General features: G+C 37.2%; 13 protein-coding genes. 7 read left to right on the top strand and 6 right to left on the bottom strand.

The features are described 5' to 3' along the window. Positions 1-3: 3 nt before the first annotated feature. Positions 4-1,590, bottom strand: a complete 1,587-nt coding sequence (nadB, locus tag EZ444_RS16450; RefSeq protein ID WP_131610238.1) for an L-aspartate oxidase — start codon at positions 1,588-1,590, stop codon at positions 4-6. 602 nt (positions 1,591-2,192) lie between these two features. Here nadB and nadA point away from each other — a divergent pair. Together nadA and thiL are read left to right on the top strand one after the other, a co-directional pair. Next, positions 2,193-3,185, top strand: a complete 993-nt coding sequence (nadA, locus tag EZ444_RS16445) for a quinolinate synthase NadA (protein WP_131610237.1) — start codon at positions 2,193-2,195, stop codon at positions 3,183-3,185. Positions 3,186-3,312: 127 nt separating this feature from the next. Next, positions 3,313-4,353, top strand: coding sequence for a thiamine-phosphate kinase (gene thiL / locus EZ444_RS16440; protein WP_131610236.1), 1,041 nt, complete (start codon positions 3,313-3,315; stop codon positions 4,351-4,353). Here thiL and EZ444_RS16435 read toward each other — a convergent pair. Beyond that, entirely contained in the window at positions 4,348-5,670 is a 1,323-nt protein-coding gene (locus tag EZ444_RS16435) for a DNA recombination protein RmuC (protein WP_131610235.1), read from the bottom strand. The genes thiL and EZ444_RS16435 overlap by 6 nt on opposite strands. A 239-nt stretch (positions 5,671-5,909) precedes the next feature. Here EZ444_RS16435 and EZ444_RS16430 point away from each other — a divergent pair, with 239 nt between their 5' ends. Beyond that, positions 5,910-6,602, top strand: coding sequence for a zinc metallopeptidase (locus tag EZ444_RS16430; RefSeq protein ID WP_131610234.1), 693 nt, complete (start codon positions 5,910-5,912; stop codon positions 6,600-6,602). A gap of 1 nt (position 6,603) precedes the next feature. Here the strand turns inward: EZ444_RS16430 and apaG are convergent, their stop codons facing one another. Continuing rightward, the gene (gene apaG, locus EZ444_RS16425; protein ID WP_131610233.1) at positions 6,604-6,990 is read right to left on the bottom strand and encodes a Co2+/Mg2+ efflux protein ApaG; all 387 of its coding nucleotides are present in this window, start codon (positions 6,988-6,990) and stop codon (positions 6,604-6,606) included. Between the two features lie 34 nt (positions 6,991-7,024). Then, on the bottom strand, positions 7,025-8,032 hold the full coding sequence (gene dusB / locus EZ444_RS16420) for a tRNA dihydrouridine synthase DusB (RefSeq protein WP_131610232.1): 1,008 nt from the start codon (positions 8,030-8,032) through the stop codon (positions 7,025-7,027). A 53-nt stretch (positions 8,033-8,085) separates the two neighbouring features. Between dusB and EZ444_RS16415 the strand changes: the two genes are divergently transcribed. Both EZ444_RS16415 and EZ444_RS16410 read left to right on the top strand, forming a co-directional pair. Further along, positions 8,086-8,994: a CPBP family intramembrane glutamic endopeptidase gene (locus tag EZ444_RS16415; protein WP_131610231.1), complete on the top strand. Its 909-nt coding sequence runs from the start codon at positions 8,086-8,088 to the stop codon at positions 8,992-8,994. Beyond that, positions 8,991-9,800 carry a phosphatidate cytidylyltransferase gene (locus tag EZ444_RS16410; RefSeq protein WP_131610230.1) on the top strand — a complete coding sequence of 270 codons (810 nt, stop codon included), beginning with the start codon at positions 8,991-8,993 and terminating at the stop codon, positions 9,798-9,800. Before EZ444_RS16415 ends, EZ444_RS16410 begins: the two co-directional genes overlap by 4 nt. Here EZ444_RS16410 and EZ444_RS16405 read toward each other — a convergent pair. After that, positions 9,797-10,015: a DUF3820 family protein gene (locus EZ444_RS16405; protein WP_131610229.1), complete on the bottom strand. Its 219-nt coding sequence runs from the start codon at positions 10,013-10,015 to the stop codon at positions 9,797-9,799. The genes EZ444_RS16410 and EZ444_RS16405 overlap by 4 nt on opposite strands. Positions 10,016-10,025: 10 nt before the next feature. Continuing rightward, positions 10,026-13,367 carry a transcription-repair coupling factor gene (mfd, locus tag EZ444_RS16400; RefSeq protein ID WP_131610228.1) on the bottom strand — a complete coding sequence of 1,114 codons (3,342 nt, stop codon included), beginning with the start codon at positions 13,365-13,367 and terminating at the stop codon, positions 10,026-10,028. Positions 13,368-13,567: 200 nt separating this feature from the next. Here mfd and EZ444_RS16395 point away from each other — a divergent pair, with 200 nt between their 5' ends. Both EZ444_RS16395 and EZ444_RS16390 read left to right on the top strand, forming a co-directional pair. After that, complete coding sequence (locus tag EZ444_RS16395; protein WP_131610227.1) at positions 13,568-13,900, top strand: DUF2752 domain-containing protein; 333 nt, start codon at positions 13,568-13,570, stop codon at positions 13,898-13,900. Then, complete coding sequence (locus EZ444_RS16390; RefSeq protein ID WP_131610226.1) at positions 13,893-14,252, top strand: TM2 domain-containing protein; 360 nt, start codon at positions 13,893-13,895, stop codon at positions 14,250-14,252. Before EZ444_RS16395 ends, EZ444_RS16390 begins: the two co-directional genes overlap by 8 nt. Positions 14,253-14,264: the final 12 nt, after the last annotated feature.

Below are 14,264 nucleotides of genomic sequence, written 5' to 3'. Positions count from 1 at the left end.
AGCTTAAAATATAGTATCTGTTAATTCTACTGAATGGTTTGGATAATCTGTTGTATAATGTAGTCCCCTGCTTTCTTTTCTCATTTTAGCCGATTTAATGACTAAAAAAGCAACCTGGATAACGTTTCTTAACTCACATAGTTTTACAGAAACTTTATTAGCTTTATAGAATTCTTCCGTTTCTTCGTGGAGTAAAAATAACCTTCTCATCGCTCTTTCTAATCTAAAATTAGAGCGTACAATACCTACATAATCACTCATTAATTTTTGAGTTTCACGTAGATTATGTGTGACTAAAATGTCTTCATCTGATTGCGTTACACCTTGTGCATCCCACTCTGGAATATCCGCAGGAACTACACTATTCTTGTATGCTTTTATCGCATCTTCATAAATTCTATGTGCAAATACTGGCGCTTCTAACAGTGAATTAGAAGCCAATCTGTTGGCACCATGTAAACCTGTTGAAGAACATTCGCCGCAAGCATATAGGTTTTTAATAGAAGATCTACCATATTCATCTACCAAAATACCTCCACACATATAATGTGCAGCAGGTGTTACTGGTATTAAATCCTTAGTCATATCAATACCTATAGATAGACATTTAGCATATATATTAGGAAAATGAGCTAAAATATCTTGCTTTTTTCTATTTCTAATATCCAGATAAACGAAGTCCTCACCTGACTTTTTCATCTCTGCATCAATGGCTCGAGCTACAATATCACGCGGTGCCAATGAACCACGTTGATCATATTCATACATAAATTCGTCCCCATTTTTGCGTCTCAGCACACCACCAAAACCTCTTACAGCTTCAGAAATTAGAAATGCAGGATACTCCCCAGGGTTATATAAAGCCGTTGGATGGAACTGAATGAACTCCATATTCCTCACTTTTCCCTTAGCACGATAAACCATTGCCATTCCATCACCCGTGGCAATTACAGGGTTTGTAGTACTCGAATAGACATGTCCGGCACCACCGGATGCCATGATAGTCACATTAGCTAAGATCTTCTCCACATCGTTAAGCTCTGTATTAAAGGCATATATACCATAACAGTGGATATCTTCAGTGCTCTTATCCACATGTTCCCCTAAATGATGCTGAGTAATTAACTCTAAACAGAAGTAATGTGTTAATATCTCTATGTTCTTATTCTGGTGAATTTGCCTTAAAAGGACACTTTCTATTTCGTAGCCTGTTACATCTTTATAATGCAAAACACGATGTTCTGAGTGCCCACCTTCCTTAGCTAAATCGTATACACCAGTCCTATCTTTATCAAAATTGATCCCATAATCAATAATTTCCTGTATTCTTTGTGGTCCTTCTTTGACAACAATCTCTACTATCTTCTTGTCGCACAGTCCATCGCCTGCAATCAGTGTATCTTCTATATGTTTTTCAAAAGAATCATCTTTATCTACAACTACAGCTACTCCACCCTGGGCATATTTTGTATTTGACTCGTCTTCGTTTGATTTTGTAACAATTAATACTTTACCGTGCTGAGCAGCCTTTAATGCAAAGCTTAAACCAGCAATTCCTGATCCTATAACTAAAAAATCTACTTCTCTCATTTGTATGCTATTGTTTTCCAATTTATTATAAAGCAACTATAAAGCTCTACTACTTGATCTGAATGTCCATTTATTTACAATAATTGTACAGCTAAACACAGGTTGTTAACAACGTTGGTATTAATGTTAATTACTTGTCTATAGAAACAGAGCAAATATTTTCGAATGTTTAAAGCTAAGCTAAAAAGGGAATTTGCCACAATATTTTGAGTTATTTTTAACCAGAGCTGGCTAGTTTATCCACTTTTTACACACCTACTAACAATACACATATTTATATTGATAAAATTTAAGCATAAAAAATATATCACTGTAAATCAGCTGATATTTTAAATAAAAAAGCAATATAAATGTTGATAAATTATTAATAACTCAAATACTCGCAGAAAAAAAAGTTTTTTATAAACGTTATCAACACACTAATAAACAATAGAAATCTATTTATATTAAAATAATTATAATTTATTGAAGTGTTGAAACTACGTACCTTTACAAAATCAAGAGAAACAGTTTTCAATTTTTAAAATGGAAACTATAAAAGTTGATAAGTGTATTCAATCTGTGGATACTCATTTAAAAATTGAATAAAATAAGCAGACAAAATGGACACCTTAACCGAATTAAACAGAAAAGGATATATTGAGGAAAGTATTGATCCAACACTGGACCTCTTTGAAGAAATTGAGAAATTAAAAAAGGAGAAAAATGCAATTGTATTAGCTCACTATTATCAGGAGCCTGATATACAGGATATTGCTGATTATATTGGAGATAGTTTAGGTCTTTCGCAGGAAGCGGCCAAAACGGAAGCTGATGTAATTGTATTTGCAGGAGTCCATTTTATGGCCGAAACTGCTAAGATTTTATCTCCTGAAAAAACGGTATTGTTGCCGGATTTAAAAGCTGGTTGTTCGCTGGCAGATAGCTGCCCACCGCACTTATTTAAGAAATTTAAAGAAAAATATCCAGATCACCTGGTGATTACATACGTGAACTGTACAGCTGAATTAAAAGCATTGAGTGATATTGTTTGTACATCAACGAATGCGGTTCAAATTGTAGAGAGTTTGCCGAAAGATCAGAAAATTATTTTTGGTCCAGACAAAAATTTAGGGGCTTGGGTAGCCAAAAAGACTGGTAGAGAGCTTGTTCTGTGGAATGGAGCATGTATGGTGCATGAAATTTTCTCTAGAGAAAAAATTACTAAGCTGAAAGAACGTCATCCTAAGGCAAAATTTATTGCGCATCCTGAATGTGAAGAATCTGTGTTGCAAATGGCTGATTACATTGGTTCTACGACTGGATTATTGAAATATTCTATCAATTCCGACGCCTTAGAATTCATTGTAGCTACAGAAAGTGGAATCATCCATCAAATGGAGAAAGCTAGTCCAGGCAAAACCTTCATTCCGGCACCTCCAAATAACAATTGTGCGTGTAATGATTGCCCATATATGAAAAGAAATACACTTGAAAAGCTGTATTTGTGCTTAAAAAATGGTTTACCAGAGGTAACTGTACCTGCAGATATCATTGATAGGGCTCGTAAACCAATTGAAAGAATGCTGGAAATTTCAGCAAAATTAGGGTTATAGTTCGTCCTGAATCGAAAAGAAGCCCTGCTGCTGCGAGGTTCTGAAATAAATTCAGGATGACGATAGGTTTAATTTTGTAAAAACGAATGTTAGTAACTATGTTAATTAACTGTAAAAGAATAAGATAATGTTTGAAAATAAAGAGCGTACGGAACTTGCTGAATTGGGTGAATTCGGACTGATTAAGCACCTGACAGATAATTTTAAGGTACAGCATCAAAGCAGTATCAAAGGTATTGGTGATGATGCGGCAGTTTTAAACTTTGAAAATAAGGAAGTTTTAATTTCTACAGATTTGTTGCTGGAAGGCATCCATTTTGATTTGGCTTATGTACCCTTGATGCATTTAGGCTACAAGGCTGTGCAAGTTAATCTAAGCGACATTTATGCTATGAATGGTATAGCCACTCAGATTACTGTTTCCATTGGCTTGTCGAGCAAATTTCCGCTAGAGGCTGTTGAAGAAATTTATAAGGGTATTCATCTGGCTTGCGACAAATTTAATATTGATTTGATTGGCGGCGATACTTCGTCGAGCAAACAAGGTTTAGTGATCAGTGTAACCAGTATTGGACATGCCGAAAAAGGAACTGTTTGTTATAGAAATGGTGCGCAAGAAGGTGATCTTTTGTGTGTTTCTGGCGATTTGGGTGGTGCTTATGTAGGCTTACAAATACTAGAAAGAGAAAAGCAGATATTTTTAGAAAACCCTAATATTCAGCCTGATCTGGAGGGTAAAGACTATATTATTGAGCGTCAGTTAAAGCCTGAAGGTCGTAGAGATATTGTTGATTTGCTAGCGCAGATGAATATTGTTCCTACTTCAATGATTGATGTTTCGGATGGTTTGGCTTCAGAGGTTTTACACATCTGTCAGCAATCTGATAAGGGTGTTACTTTGTACGAGGAAAAGTTCCCTATTGACCCTATGACTTATCAAACTGCGAGAGAATTAGGACTTGATCCAACGGTTTGTGCTTTAAATGGTGGTGAAGATTATGAATTGCTATTTACCATTAAACAAGCTGATTACGAAAAATTAAAGCATGATGTAGACATCAGTATCATTGGTCACATCACAGAGAAAAACGCTGGATGTAAGATGATTTCGAAATCTAATGTAGTGCACGAATTGAAAGCACAGGGCTGGAATGCCTTTAAATTATAATTCTTCGTCTGAAGACAAAATAGGATCTAAAAATTTGGTGTCAATCTGCTTTGTGGCTTTGGCACCTAATTTTTTGATCTTTTCTGAGGTGTTTGAAAGGTTTCCTGAGCCTGTGGATAACTTGTTAAGTGCTTTATCATAAGCGTCCTGGCTGAGCTTTATGTTGCGACCAATACCTTCCATATCTGCTAAGAAACCAACAAACTTATCATACATACTGCCGCTTAAACGAGCAATTTCCAATACATTTCTGTTTTGTCTTTCTTGTTTCCAAATACTGGCAATGGTACGTAAAGTGGCTAGTAAGGTTGAAGGGCTTACAATGACTACTTTTCTATCCCAAGCATAATTAAACAATTCGGCATCTTTTTGAACGGCAATTCCGAAAGAAGATTCGATAGGAATGAAGAGCAATACAAAATCGGGTGAGTTGATTTGATACAGCTCGTGGTAATTTTTTGAAGATAAGCCCTGGATGTGTGCTTTGATAGAATTTAAATGCTGTTTAAGCTCTGTTTCTCTATCTTCATCCGTATCTGCAGTAACCAATCGTTCATAAGCGATTAAAGAGACCTTAGAATCGATTACTATATGTTTATCGTCCGGAAGGTCAATTATAACATCCGGTTGCATCCTGGAGCCTTCAGATGAGCTTAAACTGGTTTGTATCCGGTACTCTCTATCCTTTACTAAACCTGAGCGTTCTAAAACCCGTTCAAGTATAACTTCTCCCCAGTTCCCTTGTTTCTTGTTATCGCCTTTAAGTGCCCGGGTTAAATTATTGGCATCTTCCTGAATTTGTTTACTCTGATCCATTAGTTGCGAGATCACTCCTTTTAGAATATTTCGCTCATCGGATTCAGCTTTATAAACTTTGTCAACTTTGTCTTCAAATGCTTTAATATTTTCTTTTAATGGATTTAGAATAATATCGAGGTTGGCTTTATTTTGTAGTGTAAATTTTTCTGTTTTTTCTTCCAGTACTTTATTGGCTATATTTTCAAATTCCAATTTAAAGCGCAATTGCAATTCAGCTATATATTTTTCCTGCTCAGATTGTTTCTGTTGCTGCGCCAATAAATTTTCTTCGGCTTTAATGACTTTGCTCCGTTCAGTCATAAAAATAGAACGCAGGTCATTCAGTTCATCTTCCAGTTTTTGCTTTTCTTCTTTTAGCCAGTTTATGGCTTTTAAATTTTCCTGCTCTTTTAATTCGAGCAAGGCTGCAGAATTTTCCTGAGTCGCTGGTTTTTTAAAAAACAGAATGATAAGCAGTACTAAAATTATGATCAATAAGGGGATTAGAAAGGCTTCCATACTAATATTTTTATCAAAAATGATTAAAATCTATGGCATTAACAAATGATGTTTATTTACTACTAATTTTTTGGATAGTTACATATAGGACGTTTAAAGCCATTTTATTCGTAAAAAAAATATAGCCCCTGATTGTTAAAACAATGCTAATTGTCTGCGTAAAAATGATTTAAATCTTCATTTAAATAAAATGGGAACACTTTTTGTTTAATAGCTAAGGGAAACATTCATTATATAAAATGGGAAGTTATATTATTTTGATAATTCCGATACTGATAGTTAGCATGTTTGTGCAGTGGCGATTTAGAAACAGGTTTTCAAAATATGCCGAAATGCAGTTAAATTCAGAGTTTTCGGGAAAGGAAGTGGCAGAGAAAATGTTGCACGATAATGGAATATTTGATGTAAAGGTGATGAGTACGGATAAAGCTTTATCCGATCATTACAATCCTGAAGATAAGACCGTAAATTTAAGTACAGATGTTTATTATGGACGGAGTGTTGCTGCTGCTGCCGTAGCTGCGCACGAATGTGGCCATGCTGTACAACACGCCAGATCTTATCATTGGTTAAAACTGAGGTCTGATATGGTACCGGTGGTTAGCATTACCTCAAACTTGATGCAATGGGTACTTATTATAGGTGTTTTGTTAATTGCTTTTACTTTTAACCCTATTGTATTGGGTATAGGCGTTGCGGGCTTGTCCTTAATTACTGTATTTAGCATTGTTACCCTCCCTGTGGAATTTGATGCCAGTAAAAGGGCGCTATTGTGGTTAAAAAACAATAAAGAAGTATTGTACACGACTGAAGAACATAGCCAAGTTAAAGATGCTCTTTGGTGGGCAGCTATGACTTATGTAGTAGCGGCTTTAGGTTCGTTGGCAAATCTGTTTTACTACGCCTCTGTCCTATTCGGTAGAAATAAATAGTTTAGTTTAAGCGATAAGGAACAATCAGTTCAAATTTTGGAATATCTACAATAAAATCGGAGTTATCGGCTTCCCTGTGCATCAGGTAATTGCCACTCATACTACCCATATCGGTATTTAAGTTACAAGCAGATACATAGGAATGTCTTTGACCAGGCTCAATTACTGGCTGCTCTCCTACCACACCTTCGCCTTCAACGTCTCTTTGTGAGCCATTAGAGTCGAAAATAAACCATTGTCTTCTTTTTAGCTGAACGGCGTAATCTGTTAAATTCTCTATAGTGATTCTATATGCGAACATAAAATGTCCACTTGCAGGATTTGAATGTTCTTCCTGGTAAGTTGTTTCTACCGAAATCTTAACGCCTAATGTAATAGCAGTAACCATTTTAACTTATCATTTAATAAATAGTTTTCAAAAATCAGGCCATTTCACCATTAGTGAAAACATGTTGATATTTATCTGCTATTTCGTCTAAAATACTATGAATAGTATCTATATTTTCTTCTTTTACCAATTGCATTCTATAGGCTTTAAAGTCGGGTATTCCTTTAAAATAGTTTGCATAATGTCTTCTCATTTCAAAAATACCAACCCTTGGTCCTTTCCAGGCAATTGATTTTTCAAAATGCGTTCTACATACCGCAACACGTTCTTCAATTGTTGGTCCGGCTAAAATTTCGCCGGTATTAAAGAAGTGCCTTATTTCCCTGAATATCCAAGGATAACCAATGGCAGCTCTACCGATCATAATGCCATCAACCTCATATTCAAGGCGCCAGTCTACTGCTTTTTTAATGCTATCTACATCTCCATTGCCAAAAATAGGAATCTTAATTCTTGGATTACGTTTAATCTCCCTGATTAATGTCCAATCTGCCTGTCCTTTGTACAATTGTGCTCTGGTACGACCATGAATGGTTAATGCTTGAATGCCAATATCCTGTAAACGCTCGGCAACTTCTTCCACATTTTTAGTAGTATCATCCCAACCTAACCTGGTTTTAACAGTTACAGGTAAATGGGTGGCTTTAACGACAGCTTCTGTCATTTTTACCATTTTGTCAATATCTTGTAATAATGCAGAACCGGCCCCTTTACAGGCTACTTGTTTAACCGGACAGCCGTAATTGATGTCCATTAAATCAGGTCCGGCAAGCGTAGCAATCTCAGTTGCCTCACGCATATGATCAATCTCGCTACCAAATATTTGAATACCAATTGGTCTTTCATATTCGAAAATATCGAGCTTGGCCCTGCTTTTTGCTGCATCCCTAATTAGCCCTTCTGAGGATATAAATTCGGTGTACATCATATCCACGCCGCTTTGTTTACATACAAAACGGAAAGGCGGATCGCTTACATCTTCCATCGGAGCAAGCAATAAAGGGAATTCTCCCAGATCAATATTTCCTATCTTTACCGACATTTCTCTATCTTCAAGCCAAAATTAACGCAGCAAAGGTACAAATATTACAAATAATGAACTCCATACAAAAAATAAGGGAAGAGAATAACCCTTTTATACAGATACTAATGCTTGTTTTTTATGCCATTGTTGGCTTGGCAGGAGTATCATTTGTAGCACTTGCACTAATCTATTTTCAGTATGGTGGTGGTATTTTAAGAGATATGAGTTGGATGACTGGCAATAACCCCTATTATCTACCTGCTCAAAGAATGTTATTAACAGCTCAACAAATTGGTCTTTTTGTAGTTCCAGCACTTTTATTAGCTAAGACAGAGGGAAAAAAGCTGGATGTATTTTATGGTTTTAAAAGACCAAAGGGCGAATTGCTTTTTATCGTTTTGCTGATCATGATTTGTGCGATGCCCGTTTTGGAATGGGTAACTCAAATTAACCAGAAAATGGTATTACCAGAAGCTTTTAAAGGGATAGAAAAATGGATGAAGGAAGCGGAGGATCAAGGGATGGAAACAACCAAAGCACTCTTAAAAATGGATAATATTGGTGTGTTTTTCCTTAACATCGGTATGATTGCATTGTTGCCTGCTATTGCAGAGGAACTTTTATTTAGAGGAGGACTACAGCGTTCGTTAAGTCGTCTGTATAACAATCCGCATGTTGCCATTTGGTTTGCTGCCTTTATATTCAGTGCGATCCATATGCAGTTTTACGGGTTTTTGCCGCGATTGCTCCTAGGCGCGGCCTTTGGATATCTTTATTTTTGGAGTGGTAGTTTGTGGTATGCGATAATTGGTCATTTTATAAATAATGCATATGCGGTGTGTGCTGCATGGTATATGCAAAAAAACAATATACCTTTGTCCGAAGCTGATAAAACAATGGATATAGCCTGGTATGGCTATGTGATTAGTGCAATATTAACTTTTTTACTATTCCGATACTTTAAAAATAAAACAGAATGAAAACGAGGGCAATAACTGCTTTTTTCTTTACTATAGTGATGCTGGGCTCCATCTTTTTAGGGGGCTATACTTTTACTTTTTTCTATCTGATTTTGAGTCTGGCTGCCTTGCTGGAATTCTTTAATATGATTAAAACTGCAGGTATCAGACCGCATAGAAACATTGCATTGTTTGCTGCAGCATTGATATTTCTAATGACTGCGGGCTATCACCTGTTACAGTTCGAAACTAAGTTTATGTTGCTGATTGTGCCGTTGATTTTCTCTGTGTTTATCAGCGAATTGTATAAAAAGGAAAAGATACCTTTTTCTAATATTTCGTACACATTTGTAGGCTTTGTTTACGTTACAGTGCCTTTTTGCTTTTTTTATTCCTTAGGATTTATACAAAATCAGGCTGAATACAATTTTCACTTACCCCTATCCTTTTTATTGATGCTTTGGGCCAGTGATACTGGTCAGTATCTTTTTGGTGTTAAGTTTGGTAAAACAAGGTTATTTGAACGTCATTCACCTAAAAAATCATGGGAAGGCTTTTTAGGAGGTGTGTTTACCAGTGTGGTGGTTTCTTATGTGATATCTTTATTCTTTACGGAAATCAATCCATTGGTATTTGGTGGAATGGCCGTTTTGATCGTTGGCTTTGGGACATTAGGAGATCTGGTAGAATCCATGCTTAAACGAAGCCTTAATGTAAAAGACTCAGGAAACATATTACCAGGTCATGGAGGCTTTTTAGATCGTTTTGACGGACTTTTGATTGCTGCTCCCGTAGTTTATACCTATCTGTATTTGATCCTTAATTAGTACTTCTTTTTCTTTAAAGGCTCTAATAAGTATTCCAGTCCATTTAATTTGATTTCGTAAAGTGTGGCAATCATTTCGCCAAGTTTACCTGGTGGAAATCCTTCCTGATGAAACCAGACCAGGTAGGATTCGGGTAAATCACATATAATTCGACCTTTATATTTGCCGAAAGGCATTTGCATCGTAACCAGGTCTTGTAATAACTGTGGGTTCATTTTAATGGATTTAGTTGACTACCATTTGAAGCATTTCAACGGCTTCATCAACGGTTTTCAGATTGTCAAAGGCAATGCGCAACGAATCTTTAACCTCTTTAAGGTTGCATAAACGCGGGTGGATTTGTGCAAAATGCAATATTTTATTGAACATTATGGAATCAAAAAATGCCGATTGTTTGTCGATAATGAAATAACCGCGTAAAACTCCCTTTTTAAAGCTTAGCTTTTCAAAAGCGAGTTTTTTGGCTACCCATTGTAACCTTAATACACTTAACATGGTATTTACAGGCTCAGGAACGGGGCCAAAACGATCTTTTAAGGAAAGTTCAAAGGCTTTTAACTGAGTTTCGTTTTCGATCTTAGAAAGCTCTGTATACAGGTTATATCTCTCGGTGATATTGGTTACATAATCATCAGGAATATAAAGCTCCAGGTCGGTGTCCACCTGGGTATAATTCACAAATGGGCGTAAAGGTTCATCTTTAAAGAGATCTTTAAACTCATCGGATTTTAGCTCCTGAATGGCTTCATCCAAAATTTTGTGGTACATTTCGAAACCTATTTCGGCAATAAAGCCACTTTGCTCTGCCCCTAAGAGGTTTCCACTCCCTCGGATATCTAAATCCCTCATTGCAATATTAAAACCGCTCCCAAGGTCTGAAAACTCTTCAATGGCGCTAAGGCGTTTGCGCGCTTCGGAAGTAAGGGTTGACAATGGTGGACTTAACAAATAGCAGAAGGCTTTTTTGTTAGATCGGCCGACCCTGCCCCGCATTTGATGCAAATCGCTTAGACCAAACATATGGGCGTGGTTGATGATGATGGTATTGGCATTTGGAATGTCCAAACCGGCCTCAATAATGGTTGTGGCTACTAATACATCCTTTTCTCCATTGATGAAATCAAGCATTACATCTTCTAGCTGATCACCGTCTAACTGACCGTGCGCAATACCGATACGTGCTTTTGGCACCAGGGTTTTAATTAATCCGCCTAATTGTGGCAGATCGTTAACACGGTTATGGATAAAGAATACCTGCCCGCCCCTGTCTAATTCAAATTGTATAGATTCCTGGATCAGTTTATCATTAAAAACATGCAGTTCAGTATTTACAGCCTGCCTGTTCGGTGGTGGTGTGCTCATGATGGACAAATCGCGTGCACCCATCAAAGAGAAATGTAAAGTACGTGGTATTGGCGTTGCAGTAAGGGTTAGTGTGTCTACATTTACCCTTAGAGCCCTTAACTTTTCTTTGGAGGTTACACCAAATTTCTGCTCCTCATCAATAATCATGATGCCCAGATCTTTGAACTTTACATCTTTGCTCAGTAAGCGGTGTGTGCCGATTACGATATCAACCTTCCCTTCGGCAAGTTTGGCCAGGGTTTCTTTAATTTGTTTGTTGGTTTTAAAACGGTTGATATAATCGACTGTACAAGGGAAATCTTTTAAACGTGCTGAAAAGGTTTTAAAGTGTTGTAGGGCCAAAATAGTAGTTGGCACTAACACTGCTGCCTGTTTGCCGTTTGCAACGGCTTTAAAGGCAGCTCTGATAGCAATTTCTGTTTTGCCAAAGCCTACATCACCACACACTAGCCTATCCATAGGATGTGGAGCTTCCATATCCTTTTTTACATCGCTGGTTGCTTTTTCCTGATCTGGGGTATCTTCATAAATAAATGAAGCTTCCAGCTCGGTTTCGAGGTATCCATCCGGACTAAAGGCGGTTCCTACCTGCGATTTTCTTAGTGCATATAGCTTAATCAGATCGCGGGCAATGTCTTTAACTTTTTTTTTAGTGTTCTTTTTAAGCTTATCCCAGGCTTCTGTGCCTAGTTTATTCATTTTTGGCGCTGTGCCATCCTTGCCGCTGTATTTTGCAATGCGGTTTAAGGAGTTGATATTTACATACAACAGGTCATTATCAGCATAAACAAGCCGGATCATTTCCTGAGTTTTACCGTTTACTTCTACCTTTTCCAGACCGGCATATTTGCCTATACCGTGGTCTATATGGGTTACAAAATCGCCAGGCTTAAGGTCTCTCAGCTCTTTTAGGGTAATAGCCTGACTACGCTGATAGCCTCTTTTAAGCTTGTATTTGTAAAAACGATCGAATATTTGGTGGTCTGTATAAAAAGCAAGCTTTTGCTGGCCATCAATAAAGCCTTCTCTAAGCGGTATGTTTATCGGAGTAAACTTGGCTGTTTTATCAATATCGTCCAATATGGCGTATAGCCGCTCTGTTTGTTTGGTCGATGAGCTAAATATAAAGTTATGCAGGCCTTGCTTTTCGTTCTCTTTAAGGTTATGAATCAGTAAATTGAAATCTTTGTTAAAGGAAGGTTGTGGTTTGGTTTCGAATTGAAAAACATGCTCGGTTTTATAGAAAAACTGCTTACCAAATTCAATCAAGGCGAAATCCTGGAACATATCTGCCATCATTTTCTCATCTGTAAAAGAGAATTTGGGATCTATCCAGTCCGCATTTTCCTGCTTTTCTTTTGCAGGAAGCGCTTTCCAAAGTTCAACGGCTTTTTTATGCCCGCTTTTAACGACATCTAAAGTGAACTCGACATCCTTAAACCATAACTGGGTATCTTTTTCTATATAATCCAGTATGCTGATGTTGTTTTCTGTGAGGTATTTAGACTGCACATTAGGGATGATCGTGAGCGTTTTTACGTCCTCAACAGAAAGCTGACTTTCTATTTCAAATGTACGGATGCTTTCTACAATATCACCAAAGAACTCTATACGGTAAGGGAGATCATGGGAAAAGGAGAAGATATCTACAATACCACCTCGGATAGAAAACTGTCCCGGTTCGTATACAAAATCCGTTCTATTAAAATCATAATCGAATAGAAACTCGTTGATGAAATCAATACCTAATTTGGCATTTAAGCTAATTTCGAGCGTATTTTTTTCGAGTACTGCGCGGTCAATTACCTTTTCGGCGATGGCTTCGGGATAAGAAACGACAATCTTTCCGTATTCTGAGTGATGATTTAACTCATTTAAAACCTCTGCGCGGGCCAATACATTGGCCGTATCAACCTGGGTAAAATCGAATGCTTTGCGGAAAGAAGAGGGGAAAAGTAATACCTCTATATCGAGTATGCTTTCCAAATCCGCAAGGAAATACGAGGCTTCTTCCCGGTCTGGAAGTATAAATAATTGGGGCTTATGTAATAAAAAATAAGTAGCCACTGCAATTGTTGCATCGGCAGAACCCACCAAGCCTTTAAGCTGAAGTTTGGTGCCTTTGCCCGCGTTAAGGGCCTTTGCCAATGCTACAATACGCTCATCTGTTTTGTATCTGTTGATCAGGTCGCGAATGTTCACATCACAAATGTAATGTTTATGGCGGGCTTTAAATGTAACAAAATTTCAACCGATTGATCTAAAGCTAGAAAGGTCGAAAAGAAGGAGAGAAATGGCGGTGTCGGGAATCTGGAGGCTGGGATAATTTATACACATCCGATGGTTTTAAGGCTTGTTTTAAGGGGAAGTGTATATCTTTAACAAATTGATGTTTTTGTAAGATGAAAATAGTAAAACGTTTACCTTTTGAATTGATCTTTTGGATAACAGCTTTGCTATTGTTGGCTACTGCTGATATACATGACCACGGTACGGGGCCTCATTTTACATTGTGTCCCTTGGCGAATATGGGCTTCACCTGGTGTCCTGGATGTGGGATAGGAAGGTCTATAGCGCATTTGTTGCAGGGCAATTTTGAGGAAAGCTTTAAGCAACATTGGTTTGGATTGCCTGCATTGCTGATTTTGTGCAGCAGGATCGTGACTTTGATTAGATTGAATTTGAAAAACAAGAAAGTATTGAACTTAAAATATAAGGAAGAAAGATATGTTTGATTCACCATTTATGTCGCTGCCGGGCATTACGCCGCAGGAATATTCGTATTTGCAAAGTGCAACTACCGGATTTAGCGAACAACAGTTAAGAGGGTTTTTAATGATTTACGGTAGTAAAAGAAGAAATCCTGATGATATGATTTTGTATTGTATCCTTGGATTTTTTGTACCAGGATTACCTCGTTTTTTGGTAAACCAAATCGGTATGGGGGTATTGTACTTTTTTACGATCGGTTTGTGCTTTATTGGTACGATCATTGACCTGGTTAACCATAAGAATCTTGCCTACGAGTATAACCAACGGATGGTTTTCGAAAGCCTGCAAATGGTAAAAATGGGGAATATTCAATAATTAAAATCTATC

This window comes from Pedobacter hiemivivus (assembly GCF_004331685.1).
Lineage (GTDB): Bacteria > Bacteroidota > Bacteroidia > Sphingobacteriales > Sphingobacteriaceae > Pedobacter > Pedobacter hiemivivus.
This window is presented reverse-complemented; position numbering and strand designations above follow the sequence as displayed.

Coding starts and splice junctions, on each gene's coding strand:
- EZ444_RS16415 (WP_131610231.1), top strand. CDS start 8,086: ATGAACTCCATACAAAAAATAAGGGAAGAGAATAACCCTTTTATACAG.
- EZ444_RS16410 (WP_131610230.1), top strand. CDS start 8,991: ATGAAAACGAGGGCAATAACTGCTTTTTTCTTTACTATAGTGATGCTG.
- EZ444_RS16395 (WP_131610227.1), top strand. CDS start 13,568: ATGAAAATAGTAAAACGTTTACCTTTTGAATTGATCTTTTGGATAACA.
- EZ444_RS16390 (WP_131610226.1), top strand. CDS start 13,893: ATGTTTGATTCACCATTTATGTCGCTGCCGGGCATTACGCCGCAGGAA.
- EZ444_RS16405 (WP_131610229.1), bottom strand. CDS start 10,015: ATGAACCCACAGTTATTACAAGACCTGGTTACGATGCAAATGCCTTTC.
- EZ444_RS16435 (WP_131610235.1), bottom strand. CDS start 5,670: ATGGAAGCCTTTCTAATCCCCTTATTGATCATAATTTTAGTACTGCTT.
- EZ444_RS16430 (WP_131610234.1), top strand. CDS start 5,910: ATGGGAAGTTATATTATTTTGATAATTCCGATACTGATAGTTAGCATG.
- apaG (WP_131610233.1), bottom strand. CDS start 6,990: ATGGTTACTGCTATTACATTAGGCGTTAAGATTTCGGTAGAAACAACT.
- nadA (WP_131610237.1), top strand. CDS start 2,193: ATGGACACCTTAACCGAATTAAACAGAAAAGGATATATTGAGGAAAGT.
- thiL (WP_131610236.1), top strand. CDS start 3,313: ATGTTTGAAAATAAAGAGCGTACGGAACTTGCTGAATTGGGTGAATTC.
- dusB (WP_131610232.1), bottom strand. CDS start 8,032: ATGTCGGTAAAGATAGGAAATATTGATCTGGGAGAATTCCCTTTATTG.
- nadB (WP_131610238.1), bottom strand. CDS start 1,590: ATGAGAGAAGTAGATTTTTTAGTTATAGGATCAGGAATTGCTGGTTTA.